The following is an 18,065-nucleotide window of genomic DNA, read 5'->3' on the forward strand; positions in this document are numbered from 1 at the left end:
GACACCGTCGTCCTCCTCCGAGCGGGCAGCGCCGCCAGCTTCGATGAGTAGATTTACTCGCCAAATTAAATGGATGCAGGCAATATTGCAGGAGCATCGTCGAAAGGTCAAGACCCCGTGTCCGTATCGCCCGCCGTGTCTGCCGCGCCGCCTCCCAGCCAGACGGCGGTGTGGCAGTACGCGTGGCGCGTGCGCGAGTTCACCGCGAGCGACGCGATGGCCGCGACCGGCATGACCCGATCGACGGTGATCGACGCGATGGACGGACTCGCGGAGATCGGGCTCCTGCGTGAGCTGGCGAACGCGCGCGACGCCGGCGAGTACCGGAAGGGGCGGCCGGCGCGCCGCTTCGAGCTCGCCGCGGATGCCGCGCTCCTGGTCGGCATGGATGCCGGGCGCGCGCACGTGACCGTCGTCGTGAGCGATCTGCGCTCGCAACCTCTCGTGACGCACCACGTGACCGCCGACGGGGTGAGCGACGACGTCGTGGAGCGGCGACGGGTGCTCGTCGCCGCTGTGGACGAGGCGCTCGCGCGCGCCGATCGCGCGCGCGCTGATGTCGCCGCTCTGTGCGTCGGCGTCCCGGCTCCGGTCGACCGCGCGGGAGTTTCGCCACGGCATCCGGAGGGGTTCTGGGAGCTCATGAACCCCGACCTGGTCGACCTCTTCGACTGGGCGCCTCTCGTGCGCGTCGACAACGATGCCTCCCTCGCCGCCGTGGCCGAAGGGGCGGAAGGCGCAGCGGTCGGGTACCGCGACTACATCTCACTGCTCGCGGGCGAACGATTCGGGGCCGGGGTCGTCGTCGATGGACGGCTGCTGCGTGGCGCCCACGGTGGCGTTGGGGAGATGGTCGCCTTCGATCATGTCGAGGGCGTCGGGTCGGCGTACGGGCTCGGGTACGTCGCCACGCAGTGGGCTCAGGAGGCGATCGACGCGGGTGAAGCCGATCCGCGGGGTGCGCTCGCCCGTGCCGAACGGCTCGATGGGCGGGTCGTTCTCGCCCTCGCGGCCGCCGGCGACCCCGACGCGCAGCGCATCGTCGACCGCATGAGCGCCGTGCTCGCGCGCATCGTGAGCGTACTGGGGAGCATGTTCGACCCTCAGATCGTGGTCGTATCGGGTGCCGTCTCCGCAGGTATCGAGCAGGTCGCCGCGTCAGCGCGCGCCGCCCTGCCGACCGATCTGCACCTGCCCGCTCCCGAGCTCGTCGTCTCGACGCTCGGCGGTGACGTCGTGGTGGTCGGCGCGGTCGCGGCAGCCGCCGACCTCGCTCGACAGCATCTTCTCGAGACCCGGGGTTGACGCGCGGCTCAGTTGACGCTTCCGCCGGCAACAGAGGCGCGGTTTCCGGTCGAAGCGTCAACTGAGCCGGGCGCCGTCGACGCGCGGGCGCGCGGGCCGGGGATCGAGGCGACGAGGACGCCGCCGATGAGGAGGAGGCCGCCCGCGATCTCTGCGGTGTTCGGGATCTGGCCGAGGAGCAGTGCCGCCGAGGTCATCGCGACGACCGGCGCGAGGAGCACCCACGGGACGACCGCGGCGGAGCGGTTGCGGGAGAGGAGCGCGTTCCAGATCGAGTAGCCCACGAGCGTGCAGAGCCCCGCCGTGTAGAGGGTCGAGAGCGCCGACGTCCACCCGAACGCGGCCAGGCCCGCGGCGATCGCGGTCGGGCCCTCGACGAGCAGCGACAGCGCGAGCGCCGGCACCGGCACGACGAGCGCCGACCACACCGTGAGGGAAAGGCTGCCCGCGCGACCGGGGCCCGCGACGACGCCCGCACGGCGGGAGATGACGTTCCCGATCGCCCAGGATGCCGCGGCGGCGAGGGCGAGCGCGACCGCGAGAGCGGGCGCCTGGCCGCCCCTCCCCGCGGCCACGATCGCGAGACCGATGACGCCCAGGGCGACCCCGAAGAGCTGCGGCCGGGTCGGGCGCTCGCGCAGCGCGAGCGCGGCGAAGAGGATCGTGAAGACCGCCTGCGCCTGCAGGACGAGGGCGGCGAGCCCCGGCTGCAGGCCGAGCGCCATCGACGTGTAGAGCAGGCCGAACTGGCCGAGCGACATGAACAGCCCGACGCCGACGATCGTCCGCCACGACGTGCGCGGCCGCGGCACGAACAGCACTGCCGCCGACACCACGAGGAAGCGGATCGCGACGAACAGGAGCGGGGGCACGCCGCGCATGCCCCAGTCGATCACGACGAAGTTGAAGCCCCACAGGGCGGCGACCGCGGCGGCCAGGATCATGTCACGTCTGCTCACGCTCCCACTCCAGCGTGACCCACGATGAAGCACAAGCAATCATTTCTGCGCATGATCATGTAGCCTTGCTTCATGATCGATCTGGAGGCCGTCGTCTCGCTCCGCGCCGTCGCGACCGGAGGCAGCGTCTCCGCCGCGGCCACGACCCTCGGGTTCACGCCGTCGGCGGTGTCCCAGCAGATCAAACGTCTCGAACGCGAGGTCGGCGTCGCGCTCCTCGAACGCGTCGGGCGCGGTGTCGTGCTGACGGATGCCGGGACGCGGCTCGTCGTGGCATCCACCCCCATTCTCGAGGGCCTCGACCGCCTCGGCGCCGACCTCCAGCTCGCCGGCGGCGAGGAACGGGTCACGGGCGAGATTCGGCTCGCCGCGTTCTCGACGGTCGTGCGCGGACTCATGATCCCCGCCGTGGCGGGCCTCGAGGCGCGGCATCCCGACCTCTCTCTGCCGCTGCGGGAGAGCGAGCCGTGGGAGACGATCGCGCTCGTCGCGTCGGGGCAGCGCGACCTCGGCGTGGTGCACCGCTGGGGCGGCGTCGCCCTCGCGATGCCCGAGCCGCTCGTCGCGACGCCGCTGTTCACGGATGTCGCCGACGTGATCCTCCGCCGCGACCACCCGCTCGCGGACCGCGCCGTCCTCCACCCGGAAGACCTCGCCGGCGAGGCGTGGGTCGCGACGTTCGAGGCGACGATCTGCCGGCAGTGGCTGCGGCGCCTGTTCGACGGGGTGCCGGGCGCGCCCCGGATCGTGCACGAGTCGATGGAGTTCGAGAACCACATCGCGTTCGCGCGCGCCGGCGGTGTCGTCGCTCTCGTCCCGCGACTCGGCCGCGGCGACCTGGGGCCGGACCTCGTCGCCATCCCGACGGCCGGTCCCGCCTCGACGCGCGACGTGCTGGCGGTGCATCGCCGCACGCAAGGCGACTCACCCGCTCTCCGCGCGGTGCTCGACGAACTCGTCGCGCGAGCCCGCGCGTTCGCCTGACCGGCGGAAGCACGCCCGCGAGCGCTCAGGCGTGCGCTCTCGCGGGCGTGTCCGCGTGCTCGCCGTCGCCGACCGGCTGACGCCAGACGAGCACGGCGACGACGGCGACGAGGATGACCGTCGTCACGGCGAAGGGCACCGGGATCAGCGGATCGACGAGGACGAGCAGGGCACCCACGGGCACGACCGTGTTGACGACGCGGTCGGCGACGCGGCGGATCGCGAGCAGCCACACGCCCAAGATGAAGACCGCGATCGGGATCGTGTAAGAGAACGCCGCCCACGGTGCGTGCAGCTCGCTGTGGCCGGTGAGCACGTCGATCTCGACCTCGATGCCGGCCGAGAAGGCGGCCGCCGCGGCGAAGATGAAGTAGTGGCCGTAGCCGTACGCGATCGACTGCCTCAGAGTTCCGATCGCGTGGTGGTGCGGCGGCCAGAAGTAGATCCACCACAGCGCCGCCGTCGCGATCAGCGCGAGGGCCGCAACGCCGATGAGGGGCGCGATCGACTCGGCATCCTCGAGCGCATGGATGATCGCATTCGCCGACGCGAGCAGGCTCTCGCCCAGCACGATGAGCGTGAACAGGCCGTAGCGCTCGGTGATGTGGTGCGGATGCCACGGCGTCGTGCCGTGACGCTCGGCGATTACCGGCACGGCCAGTTCGGCGGCGATGAGCACCACGATCGCCGCGGGCCCCACATTGGCGGGGAGCAGCAGCGACAGCAGCCACAGCACCTGCACGATCGCGATGCCGACGGCGTAGGTCAGGGTCGTCCGGCGCAGCGGCCCGGCGGACCGCGAGGCGCGCAGCCACTGGGTCAGCAGGGCCAGCCGCATGACGACGTACCCGATCACCATGATCGTGAAGTCGCTGTGCGCGAAGAGGGGCGGAATGCCCGCGGCGAGGATCAGCACCCCGCTCATCTGCAGGATCGTCAGCACCCGGTAGAGCCAGTCGTCGGTGTCGAACGACGTCGCGAACCAGGTGAAGTTCATCCACGCCCACCAGATCGCGAAGAACACGACCGCGAAGTGGATGATCCCGATGAGGATCTCGCCGTGGGTCAGCTTGTCGTGCAGCTGCACCGCCGCCGTGCTGATCGCGATCACGAAGACGAGGTCGAAGAAGAGCTCGAGGCTGGATGCCGCGCGGTGCGGCTCGTGCGCGTCGCGCGGCCGCATGCGGACGAGTCGGAATCGGGATGCCGTCGGGGAACTCATGCGCGCCAGGGTAGCGGGTGGCGGAGGTGCGTCGCGCCCGAGCCGTGTGTGTCGGGCGTCCGCGCGATTGCCGCTCGACAGCACTGCCAGGACGGGGGAGGATGCGAGAGAGCGTCCGCTCGTGTCTCGATGAAGAGGAGATCCGCACATGAAGAAGCTCATCAACGCGCCCGACGCGGTGCTCGCCGACGCGTTGCGCGGCGTCGCCGCCGCCCATCCCGAGCTGGCCGTCGATCACGAGAACCGCCTCGTCGTCTCGACGGCGCCGCGCGAGGGGCGGGTCGCACTCATCTCCGGCGGCGGATCGGGTCACGAGCCGCTGCACAGCGGGTTCGTCGGGGTGGGCATGCTCGATGCCGCGTGCGCGGGTGAGATCTTCACGTCGCCGACGCCCGACCAGATGCTCGCCGCCGCGCAGGCGGTCGACACGGGAGCGGGCGTGCTCTTCATCGTCAAGAACTACACGGGCGATGTCCTGAACTTCGAGATGGCGGCGGAGCTCGCGGCGGATGAGGGCATCCAGACGGCATCCGTCGTCGTCGCCGACGACGTCGCGGTGCAGGACTCGACGTGGACGGCCGGCCGACGGGGAGTCGGGACGACCGTCATCGTCGAGAAGATCGCGGGCGCCGCCGCTGCCGAGGGGAAGAGCCTTGTCGATGTCGCCGCGATCGCCGATAAGGTCTCGCGCGCCGGACGCTCGATGGGCGTCGCCCTCACGAGCTGCACTCTGCCCGCCGTGGGCCACCCCAGCTTCGACCTTCCCGACGACGAGATGGAGGTCGGCGTCGGCATCCACGGTGAGCCGGGACGCAAGCGCGTGCCGCTGGAAAGCGCCCACGACATCGCGCACGACATCGTCTCGGCGATCACGGACGACCTCGACTTCACCGGCGCCCCGGTCATCGCTTTGCTGAGCGGCCTCGGCGGCACGCCGCTCATCGAGCTGTACGTCATCTACGCCGACATCGCCGCGGCGCTCGCCGAGCGCGGCATCGAGATCGCCCGGGTGCTCGTCGGCGACTACATCACGAGTCTCGACATGGCCGGCTGCTCCCTGACCCTCGTCAAGGCCGACGACGAGCTGTTGCGCCTGTGGGATGCCCCGGTGAACACGACCGCGCTGCGCTGGGGCGTCTGATGGCGAGCACCGTCACCTCCGCCGAACTCGAGGCGTGGCTGCGCGCGGCCGCGGTCGAGCTCGCGGCGCACGCCGACGAGCTGACGGCGCTCGACTCCGCGATCGGCGACGCCGACCACGGCACGAACATGGCCCGGGGGTTCGCCGCCGTCATCGAGAAGCTCGACGCGGCATCCGGCGGGGAGCCCACCGTCCCGGCGCTGCTGAAGTCCGTGGGGATGACCCTCGTCTCGAAGGTCGGCGGCGCCAGCGGGTCGCTCTACGGAACCCTCTTCCTCGACATGGCGAAGGCGTCGCCCGCAGAGGACGCCCTCACGCTCGCCCAGGCCGCGGACGTCGTCGCGGCGGGCGTCGCGGGTGTCGTCGGCCGCGGACACGCCGTCGTCGGCGACAAGACGATGATCGATGCGTGGGAGCCGGCCGTGACGGCGCTGCAGGATGCCGCGGCATCCGGAGCGTCGGCCGCCGACGCGTTCGCCGCCGCCGCCGCGGCCGCGGCGCAGGGGCGCGATGCGACCGAGCCGCTCATCGCGCGCAAGGGCCGTGCGTCATACCTGGGCGAGCGCAGCGCGGGGCACATCGACCCGGGCGCCGCGTCGACGACGATCCTTCTCGACACCCTGGCGCGAGTGACGGCGGAGTCGGCGAGCGACGGAAAGAGCGCATGATCGGATTCGTCGTCGTCTCGCACAGCGCGCCGCTGGCGCACGCCGCGGTCGACCTCGCGATGCAGATGGTCCACGGCGACGCCCCGCCCGTGCGTGTCGCGGCGGGCGCTGACGGCGGGTTCGGGACGGATGCCGCCGCGATCGCCGCGGCGATCGACGACCTCGCCGACGCAGACGGGGTGCTGATCCTCACCGACCTCGGATCGGCCGTGATCAGCTCGGAGCTCGCCCTCGAGCTGCGCGAGAGCACGCAGCCCGTGCGCATCAGCGGGGGTCCGTTCGTCGAGGGCGCGACGGCGGGCATCGTCCGCGCCGCGACCGGCGGCACCCTCGCCGAGGTCGCCGCAGAGGCGGCGCAGGCGCTCATCGCGAAGCAGCCGCACGGCCTCGACGAGCAGTCCGCGGATGCCGAGCCTCCGGCAGCCGCGGCATCCGACGCCGGCGCGCGCCCTCCTGCGGCGGACGCCGTCGTGCGCGACGTCACGCTGATCAACCCCGTCGGGCTGCACTCGCGCCCGGCATCCCTGATCGTGAAGGCCGTCGGCGGATTCGCCTCCGTGCCGACCCTCACCGACACGACCAACGGCAAAGGGCCCGCCCCCGCGAACAGCATGATCGCGCTGCTCGCCCTCGGCGCGACCGTCGGCCACGTGCTGCGCGTGACGGCCACGGGACCGGATGCGGCCGCGTCCGTCGGCGCCGTGGCCGCGCTCGTGGAGGCGGGCTTCGGCGAGAAGGAGGACCTTCAAGGACGAGCAGACACCGGGTAGCATCGTGACCGTCACGGCGGTCCCGTCGACGGGAAACGACGGCTGATCGCGCGAAAACGCCCCGGAGGTGCGAGTGTCGGACGAGGCCGAGACGATCTACGAGCTGCGCGACGGCATCGTCCGCGACGCCCAGACGTATGCGGCCGCCGCCGCCCGCCCCCTTCCCGCGACCGCCGTCGACGACGAGGACGTGGTCCGCGTCGAGCTGGGTGAGGACGGCACGCCGGTCGTGACCGTGCGCGACGGGTGGCTGGCGGTCTACGAGCCGAGCGAGCTGTCGGGGGTCGTCCTGTCCACCCTCGCCCGTCTCGGCGAGGCCCGCACCGAGGCGTGGGCCACGGGCCTCGGCGAAGAGTTCGACGCGGAGCGCGCCAACGTCCCGCTTCCCGCGCTCAGCGACTCGGTCGCGGGCAGAATCCAGGCATCGCTCGAAGACGACCCGGACGCGTCCGCCGCCGTGACGGCGATGCTCGAGCGGGTCCTGACCTTCCTCGACGACGTCGCGGAGAACGTCGATGCGAGCTTCGACGCCGCCGTGCGCCGAGGACAGGTGACGACGGAGGGCGCCGCGGACGGACGCCACGTCGTGGTCCGGCTGGCCCCGACCGGCGAGCTGCGGGCGATGGAGATGTCGGAGCGGTGGCTGGAGGCAGCCACCCCCGGCGACATCACGCGGCAGATCAACGCGGCGATCGAGGAGGCAGGGCGGCAGACGCCGACATCGTCCTCCCCGCTCGAGGGCACGCCGCTCGGCGAGTACCAGAGGTTCGTGGACGACCCCGACGCGTTCGTGCGGTATCTGAGAGGGAAGGACTGAGGATGGATCCCGAACTGAGAGTCGCGTTCGAGGCGCTGACGAAGGATGCCTCGGTGTGGGACGGCGTCGGTGACGCGCTGTCGGCGGCGCAGAGCGAGGTGGCCGCGATCGAGGTCAATCGGGGTGCGTTCTCGTTCGCGGCGATCGACCTCGCCGACTCCTACGCGCAGCTCCACACGACCGTCGCCGGGCTGTTGCGCGACGGAGCGGAAGCGACGCACGCGGGCGCCGATGCGCTGCGGACCGTGCGGGACGACTTCAGCCGCTACGAAGACATCGCCCAGTCCGAGCTGTACGCCCTGTGGCAGCCGATCGCCTGAGATCGAGAGAGACGCACCATGAATCCCGTCGACCGAATCATCGAACTGCTGCGGAAGATCCAGGACAGGATCGACCAGATCACCCGACTCGTGAACGCCGTGCTCGGGCGCATCCCCTTCTCCCTGAAGTGGGTGGCCGATCGTCTTCGCGACGGCTGGGACGCGATGCTCACGAAGCTCGGCGAGTTCTGGGACTGGTTCGCGGACAAGCTGTCGTACTGCGGTGACCCCTTCACGCTCAACGGGGCCGCCGACGGGTGGAAGCAGATGGCCGCGAAGGTGGCACGGCTGAACGACGACATCACCGACCTGAACCTGTCGGTGGACGACCGCTGGACGGGGCGCGCCGCCGACCAGTACCAGCAGTCGATCGAGCCTCAGCGACGCGCCAACACGTCGATCCTGTCCGACTACGCGGAGAACATCGCGGGCGCGATGACCACGATGGCCGGGGCGATCATCGCGTTCTGGGCCGGCGTCGCGGTGGCGATCATCGCCCTGCTCAGCGCGCTCGCGGGGGCGGCGGTCGCGACCGGGACGATCATCGGCCTGCCGGCCGTCCCCGTCCTCGTCACGCTCGGGATCGTCGCCTTCCTCGTCGCCGCCGGGGCCGGCGTCGCCGTCCTCTACGTCGCCGCCGGCGGGGCGCGTTCGACGCTGCGCTCGACATCGGCGGGGATCGCCTCCTGGCCGCAGATCGCGACGCGATGAGCTCCCCGGAGCGTCCGGCCTTCCGCTCTCGCCGCCCGCGGGTGACGGCGACGGTGAGCGTCATCGTCGCCGCGGGCGCCGTCGCGCTCGGCGCCGCGCTCCTCTGGGCGGGGGCCCGCGACGGCGCCTTCGTCGGCCCGGCCGCGGCGATGCTGGTGCTCGGCGTGCTGAGCGCGCTCCTGGGCATCGTCGGCTACCGGGTCGCCCGCGCCGCCGGTGCGTCGGCGATGACGGGACCGATCCGGCTGTTCACGATCCTCTCGTTCGTCGTCGGCGTCGCGGGGGCCGTGCTCGGCATCGTGTTCGGCGGGCTGCTCGGGTCCGTCCCCGCGATCGGCGCAGGATGCCTCGCGCTCCTGCTGAGCCTCGTCGTCTCGCTCCAGGGAGCGCTGCTGTACGGCGCGGCCGCGCATCGCGACTGACCCCGCGGGGCAGCGAACGACCGGACGGCGCCCGCCCCGGCATCCGTTCAGACCCGCTCGGTACACTCTCCTGTGCCCGAAAACTCCTCCATCGACCCCGCCGAGCTCGAGATCGCGCTGCGTGTGATCGCCGCGACCGCCGACCTCGACCCGGAGGACCCCGACTACATCGCCCTGCGCCGCGCCACCGGGAAGATGTACAAAGACGTCAAGCGGCTGGCCCGCAAGGACAAGCGCCAGCGGATCGCCGACGCCGATCGCGCCGTCGTCGCGGCGACCGCGACGGGCGCTCCCGACCGCATCGACGACGAGACCCGCGGCATCCCCCTCGCCGCCCGCACCGCCGCGCCGACGGCGGGCGAGCTCATCAAGCCGCGCGCCTGCTACATCTGCAAAGAGCAGTACACGACGGTGGATGCCTTCTACCACCAGCTCTGCCCCGACTGCGCGGCGATGAGCCACGAGAAGCGCGACGCGCGCACCGACCTCACCGGTCGCCGCGCGCTGCTGACCGGCGGACGCGCGAAGATCGGCATGTACATCGCGCTGCGCCTCCTGCGCGATGGGGCCCACACGACCATCACGACACGCTTCCCCCGCGACGCGGTGCGCCGCTTCTCGGCGCTGCCCGACGCGGCCGACTGGCTCCACCGCCTGAAGATCGTCGGCATCGATCTGCGCGACCCGGCGCAGGTGATCGGCCTCGCCGACGCCGTCGCCGCCGACGGGCCGCTCGACATCCTCATCAACAACGCGGCGCAGACGGTGCGCCGCTCGACCGGCGCGTACAAGCCGCTGGTGGATGCCGAGCTGGCGCCCCTGCCGCAGGGTCCGCTGCCCGAGCTGCTGACCTTCGGGCACACGAACGACGCGCACCCGCTCGCCCTCGCGCAGTCGGTCTCGTCGCATCCGATCCTGGCCGCCGCGGCGCCCTCGTCGGAGAAGCTCAGTGCGGAGGCGCTCACGGCGGAGGCGATGGCCGCCGGCTCCTCGTCGCTGGAGCGCCTGGCCGCCGGCACGGCGATCGACGCGGGCGGCCTCGTGCCCGACGAGAACCACATCAACAGTTGGACGCAGCACGTCGATCAGGTCGAGCCGCTCGAGATGCTCGAGGTGCAGCTCGCGAACATGACGGCGCCCTTCCTGCTCGTCAGCCGCCTGCGACCGGCGATGGCCGCAGCGCCGGCCCGGCGGAAGTACATCGTCAACGTGTCGGCGATGGAGGGCGTCTTCGGCCGCGGGTACAAGGGCCCGGGGCATCCGCACACCAACATGGCGAAGGCCGCGCTCAACATGCTCACGCGCACGAGCGCCCGCGAGATGTTCGAGACGGACGGCATCCTTATGACGGCCGTCGACACCGGCTGGATCACCGACGAGCGCCCGCACTTCACGAAGGTGCGTCTCGCCGAAGAGGGCTTCCACGCACCACTCGACCTCGTCGACGGGGCGGCGCGCGTCTACGATCCGATCGTGCGCGGCGAGGCCGGCGAAGACCTGTTCGGCATCTTCTTGAAGGACTACCGCAAGAGCTCGTGGTGAGTGGCGCGGTCACTCCGCGTCGGTGAGCGGCAGCGCGAGGATCTCTGCGGGCGGCAGCGTCAGGCGCAGCCAGGCATCCATCCGGGCGAGCAAGTCGTCGACCGACGCCGCGGTGCTGTCGGAGCCGAGCGAGCCGAGCGTCCCCACCGCTTCGCGGAGCGGAGTCGCCGCGAGGATGTCGGCCCGGATGCCCTCACGGAAGAAGTGGCCGATCCCCACGCGGAAGGTGCCATACGGGCGGAGACGAAAGAGGGAGATCCAATCGATCTCGGCGGCCTGGGTGATGGGTACGCCGGGCCACTTCTGCGCGATGCGACGTCGCAGGTCATCGTGATCGACGGTCTTGAACGCGGGATCTCTATTCGCGCGCAGCTCACGAGCGCGCACGGCGGCGTCGCGCTTCTCGCTCCACGTGAGTTCCGGACGCGTCTCGAGCAGGCCGAGCGCGTGAGCGCGTTCTAGGGTCGGATCGAGCGCCTCGGGCGTCGCGACGTCATGAATGACGCGGTCGACGTCGGCGAAGAGTCGCGCCAGGTCGTCGGATGCCGGGCTGCGCAGCATCCCCGTCAGATCGCGATCCCACCCGCTGAGTCGCCCAGGGCCGCCTCCGCCGTCCACGTGGAGTCGGAAGAGGTCGAAGAGCGCGATAGTCGTCTGCCCCTCGCTGGTCGCCGCGTGCTGCGCGGCACCGCCCCACCGTTCGCGGGCAGCGGCCAGAAGCTCCGCCGCCGTGATCTCAGCGGATCGACCTCGGTTGGCGATGTCCTCGGGAGTGTCGTCCATTCACACCCGTCCAGTACCCAGCATCGCGAGGACGCGCTGGCGATCCACGACCGAGGGGTAGTCGAACCCGAGCTCCCAGTACGACCTGCACAGTGCGCATCGGTAGAAGCGTGAACCGTCCGCCTCCCCGATGAACCCGGGCTGATCCGAACGATAGATCCACTTCTCGCGACAGTAGTCGCAGCCCTGTTCGCGGAAGGGGATCACCCGGTCAGCCTAACCACCATCGAGGGAGCGTTGGATTGCTCGGTACAGTCGTTCCGTCTCGCGACTCACCTTGATCCCGCGCGACCTGCCGCTCATGCCTTCAGGATGTCGGCTGGGTCGATGATTGCAGCGAACTCGGCGCCGGGGTCGAGAGCGATCCGAACGCCCTCAGGAAGCGTCCGCGCGTAGTCCCGGCCGGGAACAACGATGAGATCGGGATACCCCGAGGCCGCTGCTTTCTCGGCATCGGTGAAAGCGTAGGCCAAGCGGCTTCCGTCTTTGGCCGTGGCAAGAACGATCTCACCTTCCGGACGAGTGATGATGACGAGTTCCGAAGCGGCGAACTCCTCATCCAGCTGTCGACTCGTTGCGTGTCCGGCCCGGGCGAGCTGGAGTACTCGTTCGAGCTTGGTGATCGGGCGAGGCCAGCCCCGTGCGATAGGGGACGGCACGTAGCGGGGATTGGGAGTGAAATCGTCACTCAGCTCGCCCGCGTCGTCCGATCGCCACGCCCCGATGATGCCCTCGGGCGGCACCCGATCAGCGCCCTTGAACTCCGGGTCGATCGCACACACCCATGCGCCCGGATTCGATCGTGCTTCCGCTCGGAGTTCATCCGTGATGGGCGGTGGCGGGGAGGTCATCGGGCTGCGGCATCCGTCTGGAGCCGTCGCGGTGTCGACGTGCCCGGCGACCAGCGGATTCGGCGGAGTCACCCCGTCAGCCTAACCACCCGTATCGCAGGCGGAAACCCGCCGTCGGGCGCGCTACGCGTCCGGCAGGAAGTAGGTCGCGGCGAGCGGCGCGACGTCGAGGTCGGATGCCTCGGCGCGCGTCACCCAGCGCAGTTCGTCGATCTCGGCATCCGCCACCGGGGTCTGGCCGCCGATGTCGACGCGGAAGACGTCGGCCACCACGAGGAACCCGGGTTCGTTCGCGGCCGCGGCGGTGAACTCGCCGAGCGGCTCCAGCGCCGCCTCATCGAGCCGCAGCCCGAGCTCCTCGTGCAGTTCGCGCACGAGCGTCACGTCCGGGGTCTCGCCCGGCTCGGGCTTGCCGCCCGGCTGCATGAAGGCCGTCGTGCCCGCCTTGCGCACGAGCAGCAGGCGACCCTCCGCGTCGGTGATGACGGCCGCCGATACCCGGATGGAACGGGGGGATGCCGCGGCGTCGGTCACCTTCGCACGGTACCAGGAACGGATCCCGCCGCGGCGACGAGCGGAGCGTTCGCCGCCTCGACGGTCAGCGCCCCGTGGCGACGGACTCGGGGATCTCGTCCGGTCGGTAGCGCGGCAGTCTGCTCGCGGGCACGATCGCGATCGCGCTCACTCCGGCCAGGATGAGCAGCCCCAGCCGCAGCGCGCTCAGACGCGCGTCCTCGTTGACCTGGACCGCCGCATCGACCTGGGCGGTCGTGGCATCCGTCTCATCGAGGATCGCGCGGAGCCGATCGTTGCTGACGAAGTTGGTGCGGTCGAGGGCCACCTGCGACACGAGCTCAGGCGGCAGTTCGGGGTGGTCGGCCAGCGCGGTGACGACGTTCGTCGAGAGGATGCCGACGAGGAGCGCACCCGCGACGGCGGTGCCGACGGCGGAGGCGAGGTTCTGCGTCGTGCCGCGCACCGATCCGACATCCCCCGCGAGCTCCTTGGGCGAGGCGGTCACGAGCACGTTGAACACGAGCGTGACGAGCGCGCCCTGGCCGACGCCGAAGACGAAGAGTCCGAGGATCGTCGGCAGCGTCTCCCAGTTGTTCGTCACGACGAACGACAGCCAGATGAGCGCGACGGTCGTCAGGCAGAAGCCGAACACGCCGATCGTCCGGGGTGCGAACCGCGGGTAGAACCGCACGACCAGCATCGCCGCGAAGAACACTGTGAGGTTGAACGGCAGCATCGCGAGGGACGTGTCGAACGGGGTTCGCCCCTGCACGATCTGGATGTACAGCGGCACCGTGAAGTTCAGCGCCGCCTCGAGCGCGACCACGATGAACATCGCGTAGACCGCGGCGCGCTCGCGCGCCGACCCGAACACCGACAGGGCGACGAGCGGCACCTTCCCGGCCTTCGTGCGCTGTCGCGTGCGCAGGAAGAACAGCTGCACCAGGATGACGCCGATCACGATCAGCAGCGGTGCGGGGGAGAGCCCGCCGACCTGGAACGGCGCATCGGGCGTCGCCGACAGGAGGCCCCACCGGTTCAGGTTGTTGACGCCGAGGGTCAGCGACATGATGCCCGCGCCGATGAGGAGCGCCGCGACGACGTCGATCTTGATGTCGCGGTTGCCGGGGGCCCCGCGCAGGCGGAAGCTGAGCGCGAACACCGCGACGGCGATGACGAGCACGACGATGAAGACCTGGCGCCAGCCCACGAGGGTCGCCAGCGTGCCGCCGATGAGGAAGGCGCTGACGCCCGCGAGCGCGCGGGCCGAACCGAGCGACCCGATCGCGGTCGCCTGCTGCGACCCGTGGTAGTTCTCGGCGATCAGCGCGACGAGCGACGGGACGATGATCGCTGCGGATGCCCCCGCCATCGCCTGCGCGGCGATGACCCATCCCACCGAGGGGGCGAGGATCATCATGAGGGCGGACCCGGCGAAGAGGGCGACGACGACGCGGAACATCGTCACCCAGCCGACGCGCTGCCCGATCTTCGCGCCGACCATCACGAGGGCCGCGACGACGAGGCCGTACGTCACGATCGCCGTGCTGACGTCGGTGGGTGGCACCTGGAACGTGTCGACCATGCCGCCGAGCGTCACGGGGAGGGCGGCGACGTTGAACGACATGAGGATCTGGGCGAGGAAGAGCCCGATCATGGGCACCCAGGAGGTGCGCGTGGAGGTGGCGGCGGAGTCGGTGGTGCTCATGAGGGGTCCTCTCAGGCGTGTGAAGCGGAGGCGAAGATGTTGAGGCCGAGGGCGCGAGACAGATAGGCGGTCGCGATCTGACCGCGCACGCTGTTGCCCGCGCTGTCGAGCGGCGGCGCGTAGGCGCCGATGCCGACCTTGCCCGGCGCGATCGTGACGAGTCCACCCGCGACCCCGGACTTCCCCGGCATCCCGATCTCGAAGAGCCATTCGCCTGAGCGTTCGTAGAGGCCGCTCGCCGCCATCACCGCGAGCGTGTCGCGCGCGACCTCGGCGGAGACGACGCGCTCGCCGGTGACCGGGTTGACGCCGCCGTCGGCGAGGGTGGCGCCCATGACGGCGAGGTCGCGGGCATCGACCAGGAGAGAGCACTGCCGGGTGTAGACGTCGACGGCCTCGAGCGGATCGCAGCGGATGCGGTCGTAGCTCTGCAGGAGCGTCGCGATCGCACGGTTGCGCTGGTTCGTCTCGGACTCCGAGCGATACACTTCGTCGTCGACATCGAGCGCGCGCCCCGCGAAGCGCGACAGTCCGGCGTGCACGGCATCCCACTTCTCGGCGGCGCTCCCGCCGGGGATGAGCGCCGTCGTGGCGATCGCCCCCGCGTTGACCATCGGGTTGCCGGGATGCCCGCCGTTCAGCTCGATCGCGACCACCGAGTTGAATGGCGCCCCCGTGTTGTTGACGCCGACGATGCGGTACGCGTCGGTGTGTCCGACCGCCTCGCACAGCAGGGCGTAGACGAAGGCCTTCGAGATCGATTGGATCGAGAAGCGGGTCGCGGTGTCGCCGACCGAATGGATGCCGCCGTCGACGTCCACGACGCTGACGCCGAACGCCTCCGGGTCGGCGCGACCGAGGATCGGGATGTAGTCGGCGACCGTGCCTTCCCGGTGCGTGAGGGCGCGCCGATAGGCGGAGTCGAGGAGGTCATCGATCCGCGCGTCCGCGGGGACACGGCCGGTCTCGGAGGCCTGCGCGATGTCGGCGACATCGTAATCACCGGGGTGCATACCGTCACGGTAGCGCTCCCACCGCACGATCGGGCGATTTCCCGCTCGTAGGGTGGAGCTATGACGTCCACCTTCTCGTCGCGCCCGCTCGTCCGCCGATCTTCCGAGGAGCTCGGCATCCCCACCGCGGCACTTCTCGCACTCGCCGACCGGCTCGCCGAGGACGGCCTCGACCCGCACGCGCTGCTCGTGGCCCGTCGCGGCGAGGTGGCGTTCGAGACGGCCTGGGCGCCGTATCGACAGGACCGTCCGGCGCTCGTCTACTCGGCATCCAAGACGTTCACGTCGCTCGCGATCGGCTTCCTGGCGGATGAGGGCCGGGTGTCCCTGGACGCCGCGGCCGCGGACCTGCTCGCGGTCGTGCCTCCGACCGGCGCCCCCGTCATCACCGTTCGCCACCTGCTGACGATGAACACGGGCCACACGAGTGCGCAGATCGACGCGCTGGGAGAGGATCCGCGCGAGCTGCTCCACGTCACTCCCGAGCGTGAGCCCGGGACGCACTTCGCATACAGCTCACCCGCGACGCACGCGCTCTCGGCGATCGTCACGGCCCTCACGGGCGAGGCGCTGACGGCGTACCTGCGCCCGCGGCTGCTCGACCCGCTCGGGATCGGCGAGCGGTGGATGCGCTCGCGCGGAGGCGTCGAACACGGGGCATCCGGCTACCACCTCACGGTCGAGGACCTCGCCCGCGTCGCGATCATGCTCGGTGCGGGCGGCGCCTTCGCCGGCGCGCAGGTCGCGCCGGCGTGGTACGTCGAGGAGATGAGCCGGCCGTGGTCGGTCACCGCCTCCTTCGACGGGCCCGCGGCGGCCGCCGGCGAGGCGAACGACTGGGCGCTCGGCTACGGCTACCAGGTGTGGCGCAGCACGCACGGCTTCCGTCTGGACGGCGCGGCCGGCCAGTTCGGGCTCGTCATCCCCGAGCACGACCTCGTGCTCGCCTACCAGGGCGCGACGGCGGACACGCAGGCGACGCTGCGGGCGTTCTGGGCCTTCGTCGACGCCGTCGCGGTCGCGGAGGCCGCGGGCGGAGCGGGCTCGCCTGCTGCCGGTGCCGCCGGGGCGGCCCTGCCCGCGCCGTCCGAGGCGCGCGACACGTGGGACGCCCGCGATCGCATCGCGCTCTGGCCGGGCGAGGCGCCGTCCGCGGAAGAGGGCCTCACGCTCGTCGACACGGGAGACGGCTGGTCGCTGACCCTGCCCGACGTCGGTGAGCTCCCCGTCGCGACCCGGTGGACGGAGATCCTGTTCCGAAAGCAGGCCGAACCGGCCGCATCGGCCGCCACAGGGGTCGGGGGCGACGATTCCGCCTGCGTTCGGAACGGCGAAGCCGACCGCCTGCACCTCGCGACGCGCGGCGAGACCCGCCCCGACGGCTCCGTGCTCGTGCACGTCGTCGACACGACGTCGCCGCATCGCATGATCGTCACGCGCGACGCCGCCGGCGCGGTGACGGCCGGGTGGCACGTGCCGCCACTGGCGAACGGATGGGAGGGGCTGCAGGTCCCGGCATCCGTCGCCGAGGCGAGAGGCACGACGACGACGGATGCCGCGGCGCTCCTCCTCGACATGGACGGCACGCTCGTCGACTCGACGGCCGTCGTCGAGCGGCTGTGGACGCAGTGGTCGATCGAGCACGGCGTCGACCCCGCGCGCACCCTCGCGATCATCCACGGGCGTCAGGGGCAGGACTCGATGGCGCTCCTCCTCCCCGACCGCCCCCACGAGATCAACCTCGCGGAGAACCGCGAGCTGCTCGTCGCCGAGACGGCGCAGACCGAGGGGGTCGTCGCGATCCCCGGAGCCGCGGCTCTGCTCGGAGCCCTTGAGGGACTGCCGCACGCGCTCGTCACCTCCGCCACCCGTGAGCTCGCGCAGGCGCGCATGGATGCCGCGGGCCTCGCGATGCCGCCGCTCGCCGTCACCGCGGAGGACGTCGCCCGCAGCAAGCCCGACCCCGAGGGATTCGTCGCCGCGGCCCGCGCTCTCGGCGTCGAGCCGGCCGCCTGCATCGTCGTCGAGGACTCGGCCAACGGCATCGCGGCGGGCCTTGCCGCCGGGATGCGCGTCATCGGCGTCGGCCCGCACGCCGCGGCGGCCGGGCCGACCTGGGCGGTGGCGGATGCCACGGGCATCCAGGTCTCGCCCATTCCGGACGGCGCGGGCGTGCGCGTCTCGATCGCGGGGTGATGCCCGCGGCCCGTTCTTGACACATCTGGGCGTGCGCCTGCATACTGTCCTCGCGGAGCGTGGGCTCCGCGAGGATTGTTACTGCACGGCAGGCGAGACCTCCTCTACGGATGCGTAGTGCGAGGTCTTTTTTGTTG

The 18,065-nt window shown here is 71.3% G+C and carries 19 protein-coding genes; 11 read left to right on the plus strand and 8 right to left on the minus strand.

What is annotated here, in order from left to right; genetic code table 11:
- Positions 1-117: 117 nt before the first annotated feature.
- Entirely contained in the window at positions 118-1,305 is a 1,188-nt protein-coding gene (locus J0I43_RS08580; RefSeq protein WP_292862048.1) for an ROK family transcriptional regulator, read from the plus strand.
- 8 nt (positions 1,306-1,313) lie between these two features.
- Here the strand turns inward: J0I43_RS08580 and J0I43_RS08585 are convergent, their stop codons facing one another.
- Positions 1,314-2,264, minus strand: a complete 951-nt coding sequence (locus J0I43_RS08585; protein WP_292862051.1) for an EamA family transporter — start codon at positions 2,262-2,264, stop codon at positions 1,314-1,316.
- Between the two features lie 72 nt (positions 2,265-2,336).
- Here J0I43_RS08585 and J0I43_RS08590 point away from each other — a divergent pair, with 72 nt between their 5' ends.
- Entirely contained in the window at positions 2,337-3,248 is a 912-nt protein-coding gene (locus J0I43_RS08590) for a LysR family transcriptional regulator (RefSeq protein ID WP_292862054.1), read from the plus strand.
- Positions 3,249-3,273: 25 nt separating this feature from the next.
- Here J0I43_RS08590 and J0I43_RS08595 read toward each other — a convergent pair whose 3' ends face one another.
- Positions 3,274-4,470, minus strand: a complete 1,197-nt coding sequence (locus tag J0I43_RS08595; RefSeq protein ID WP_292862057.1) for a low temperature requirement protein A — start codon at positions 4,468-4,470, stop codon at positions 3,274-3,276.
- Positions 4,471-4,618: 148 nt separating this feature from the next.
- On the opposite strand from J0I43_RS08595, the gene dhaK reads away from it, so the two are divergent.
- The 8 genes from dhaK (at position 4,619) to J0I43_RS08635 (ending at position 10,861) form a co-directional block, all read left to right on the plus strand.
- Complete coding sequence (dhaK, locus tag J0I43_RS08600; RefSeq protein ID WP_292862060.1) at positions 4,619-5,611, plus strand: dihydroxyacetone kinase subunit DhaK; 993 nt, start codon at positions 4,619-4,621, stop codon at positions 5,609-5,611.
- Complete coding sequence (gene dhaL, locus J0I43_RS08605) at positions 5,611-6,279, plus strand: dihydroxyacetone kinase subunit DhaL (RefSeq protein WP_292862063.1); 669 nt, start codon at positions 5,611-5,613, stop codon at positions 6,277-6,279. The genes dhaK and dhaL overlap by 1 nt, the downstream gene beginning before the upstream one ends.
- Positions 6,276-7,049, plus strand: coding sequence for an HPr family phosphocarrier protein (locus tag J0I43_RS08610; RefSeq protein WP_292862066.1), 774 nt, complete (start codon positions 6,276-6,278; stop codon positions 7,047-7,049). Before dhaL ends, J0I43_RS08610 begins: the two co-directional genes overlap by 4 nt.
- Positions 7,050-7,122: 73 nt before the next feature.
- A complete protein-coding gene (locus tag J0I43_RS08615) occupies positions 7,123-7,866 on the plus strand; it encodes a hypothetical protein (RefSeq protein WP_292862068.1) in 744 nt (247 codons plus the stop codon).
- Positions 7,867-7,868: 2 nt separating this feature from the next.
- Positions 7,869-8,186 (plus strand): hypothetical protein, encoded by a 318-nt coding sequence (locus J0I43_RS08620; RefSeq protein WP_292862071.1) that lies wholly within the window; start codon positions 7,869-7,871, stop codon positions 8,184-8,186.
- A gap of 18 nt (positions 8,187-8,204) precedes the next feature.
- Positions 8,205-8,897, plus strand: coding sequence for a hypothetical protein (locus tag J0I43_RS08625; RefSeq protein WP_292862074.1), 693 nt, complete (start codon positions 8,205-8,207; stop codon positions 8,895-8,897).
- Positions 8,894-9,319: a hypothetical protein gene (locus tag J0I43_RS08630; RefSeq protein WP_292862077.1), complete on the plus strand. Its 426-nt coding sequence runs from the start codon at positions 8,894-8,896 to the stop codon at positions 9,317-9,319. Before J0I43_RS08625 ends, J0I43_RS08630 begins: the two co-directional genes overlap by 4 nt.
- Before the next feature lie 72 nt (positions 9,320-9,391).
- On the plus strand, positions 9,392-10,861 hold the full coding sequence (locus J0I43_RS08635; protein WP_292862079.1) for an SDR family NAD(P)-dependent oxidoreductase: 1,470 nt from the start codon (positions 9,392-9,394) through the stop codon (positions 10,859-10,861).
- Between the two features lie 9 nt (positions 10,862-10,870).
- On the opposite strand, the gene J0I43_RS08640 is transcribed toward J0I43_RS08635, so the two are convergent.
- The 6 genes from J0I43_RS08640 to glsA all read right to left on the minus strand — a co-directional run bounded on the left by J0I43_RS08640 (position 10,871) and on the right by glsA (position 15,732).
- The gene (locus tag J0I43_RS08640; protein ID WP_292862083.1) at positions 10,871-11,644 is read right to left on the minus strand and encodes a hypothetical protein; all 774 of its coding nucleotides are present in this window, start codon (positions 11,642-11,644) and stop codon (positions 10,871-10,873) included.
- Positions 11,645-11,851, minus strand: a complete 207-nt coding sequence (locus J0I43_RS08645; protein WP_292862086.1) for a hypothetical protein — start codon at positions 11,849-11,851, stop codon at positions 11,645-11,647.
- Between the two features lie 92 nt (positions 11,852-11,943).
- On the minus strand, positions 11,944-12,426 hold the full coding sequence (locus J0I43_RS08650; protein WP_292862090.1) for a type VII secretion system-associated protein: 483 nt from the start codon (positions 12,424-12,426) through the stop codon (positions 11,944-11,946).
- Between the two features lie 192 nt (positions 12,427-12,618).
- On the minus strand, positions 12,619-13,029 hold the full coding sequence (locus J0I43_RS08655; protein ID WP_292862093.1) for an NUDIX domain-containing protein: 411 nt from the start codon (positions 13,027-13,029) through the stop codon (positions 12,619-12,621).
- A 64-nt stretch (positions 13,030-13,093) separates the two neighbouring features.
- Positions 13,094-14,719 (minus strand): MFS transporter, encoded by a 1,626-nt coding sequence (locus tag J0I43_RS08660; RefSeq protein WP_292862096.1) that lies wholly within the window; start codon positions 14,717-14,719, stop codon positions 13,094-13,096.
- A gap of 11 nt (positions 14,720-14,730) precedes the next feature.
- Positions 14,731-15,732, minus strand: a complete 1,002-nt coding sequence (glsA, locus tag J0I43_RS08665) for a glutaminase A (RefSeq protein ID WP_292862098.1) — start codon at positions 15,730-15,732, stop codon at positions 14,731-14,733.
- Between the two features lie 60 nt (positions 15,733-15,792).
- On the opposite strand from glsA, the gene J0I43_RS08670 reads away from it, so the two are divergent.
- Positions 15,793-17,928, plus strand: coding sequence for an HAD-IA family hydrolase (locus J0I43_RS08670; protein WP_292862100.1), 2,136 nt, complete (start codon positions 15,793-15,795; stop codon positions 17,926-17,928).
- The last annotated feature ends 137 nt before the right edge of the window (positions 17,929-18,065 follow it).

Origin of the sequence: Microbacterium sp. (genome assembly GCF_017305435.1) — a bacterium.
Classification (GTDB): Bacteria; Actinomycetota; Actinomycetes; order Actinomycetales; family Microbacteriaceae; genus Microbacterium.

Bases quoted from the DNA above. Each gene is read 5' to 3' on its own strand.
- J0I43_RS08590 (WP_292862054.1), top strand. From the start codon at position 2,337: ATGATCGATCTGGAGGCCGTCGTCTCGCTCCGCGCCGTCGCGACCGGA.
- J0I43_RS08595 (WP_292862057.1), bottom strand. From the start codon at position 4,470: ATGAGTTCCCCGACGGCATCCCGATTCCGACTCGTCCGCATGCGGCCG.
- dhaK (WP_292862060.1), top strand. From the start codon at position 4,619: ATGAAGAAGCTCATCAACGCGCCCGACGCGGTGCTCGCCGACGCGTTG.
- dhaL (WP_292862063.1), top strand. From the start codon at position 5,611: ATGGCGAGCACCGTCACCTCCGCCGAACTCGAGGCGTGGCTGCGCGCG.
- J0I43_RS08610 (WP_292862066.1), top strand. From the start codon at position 6,276: ATGATCGGATTCGTCGTCGTCTCGCACAGCGCGCCGCTGGCGCACGCC.
- J0I43_RS08620 (WP_292862071.1), top strand. From the start codon at position 7,869: ATGGATCCCGAACTGAGAGTCGCGTTCGAGGCGCTGACGAAGGATGCC.
- J0I43_RS08625 (WP_292862074.1), top strand. From the start codon at position 8,205: ATGAATCCCGTCGACCGAATCATCGAACTGCTGCGGAAGATCCAGGAC.
- J0I43_RS08630 (WP_292862077.1), top strand. From the start codon at position 8,894: ATGAGCTCCCCGGAGCGTCCGGCCTTCCGCTCTCGCCGCCCGCGGGTG.
- J0I43_RS08640 (WP_292862083.1), bottom strand. From the start codon at position 11,644: ATGGACGACACTCCCGAGGACATCGCCAACCGAGGTCGATCCGCTGAG.
- J0I43_RS08660 (WP_292862096.1), bottom strand. From the start codon at position 14,719: ATGAGCACCACCGACTCCGCCGCCACCTCCACGCGCACCTCCTGGGTG.
- glsA (WP_292862098.1), bottom strand. From the start codon at position 15,732: ATGCACCCCGGTGATTACGATGTCGCCGACATCGCGCAGGCCTCCGAG.
- J0I43_RS08670 (WP_292862100.1), top strand. From the start codon at position 15,793: ATGACGTCCACCTTCTCGTCGCGCCCGCTCGTCCGCCGATCTTCCGAG.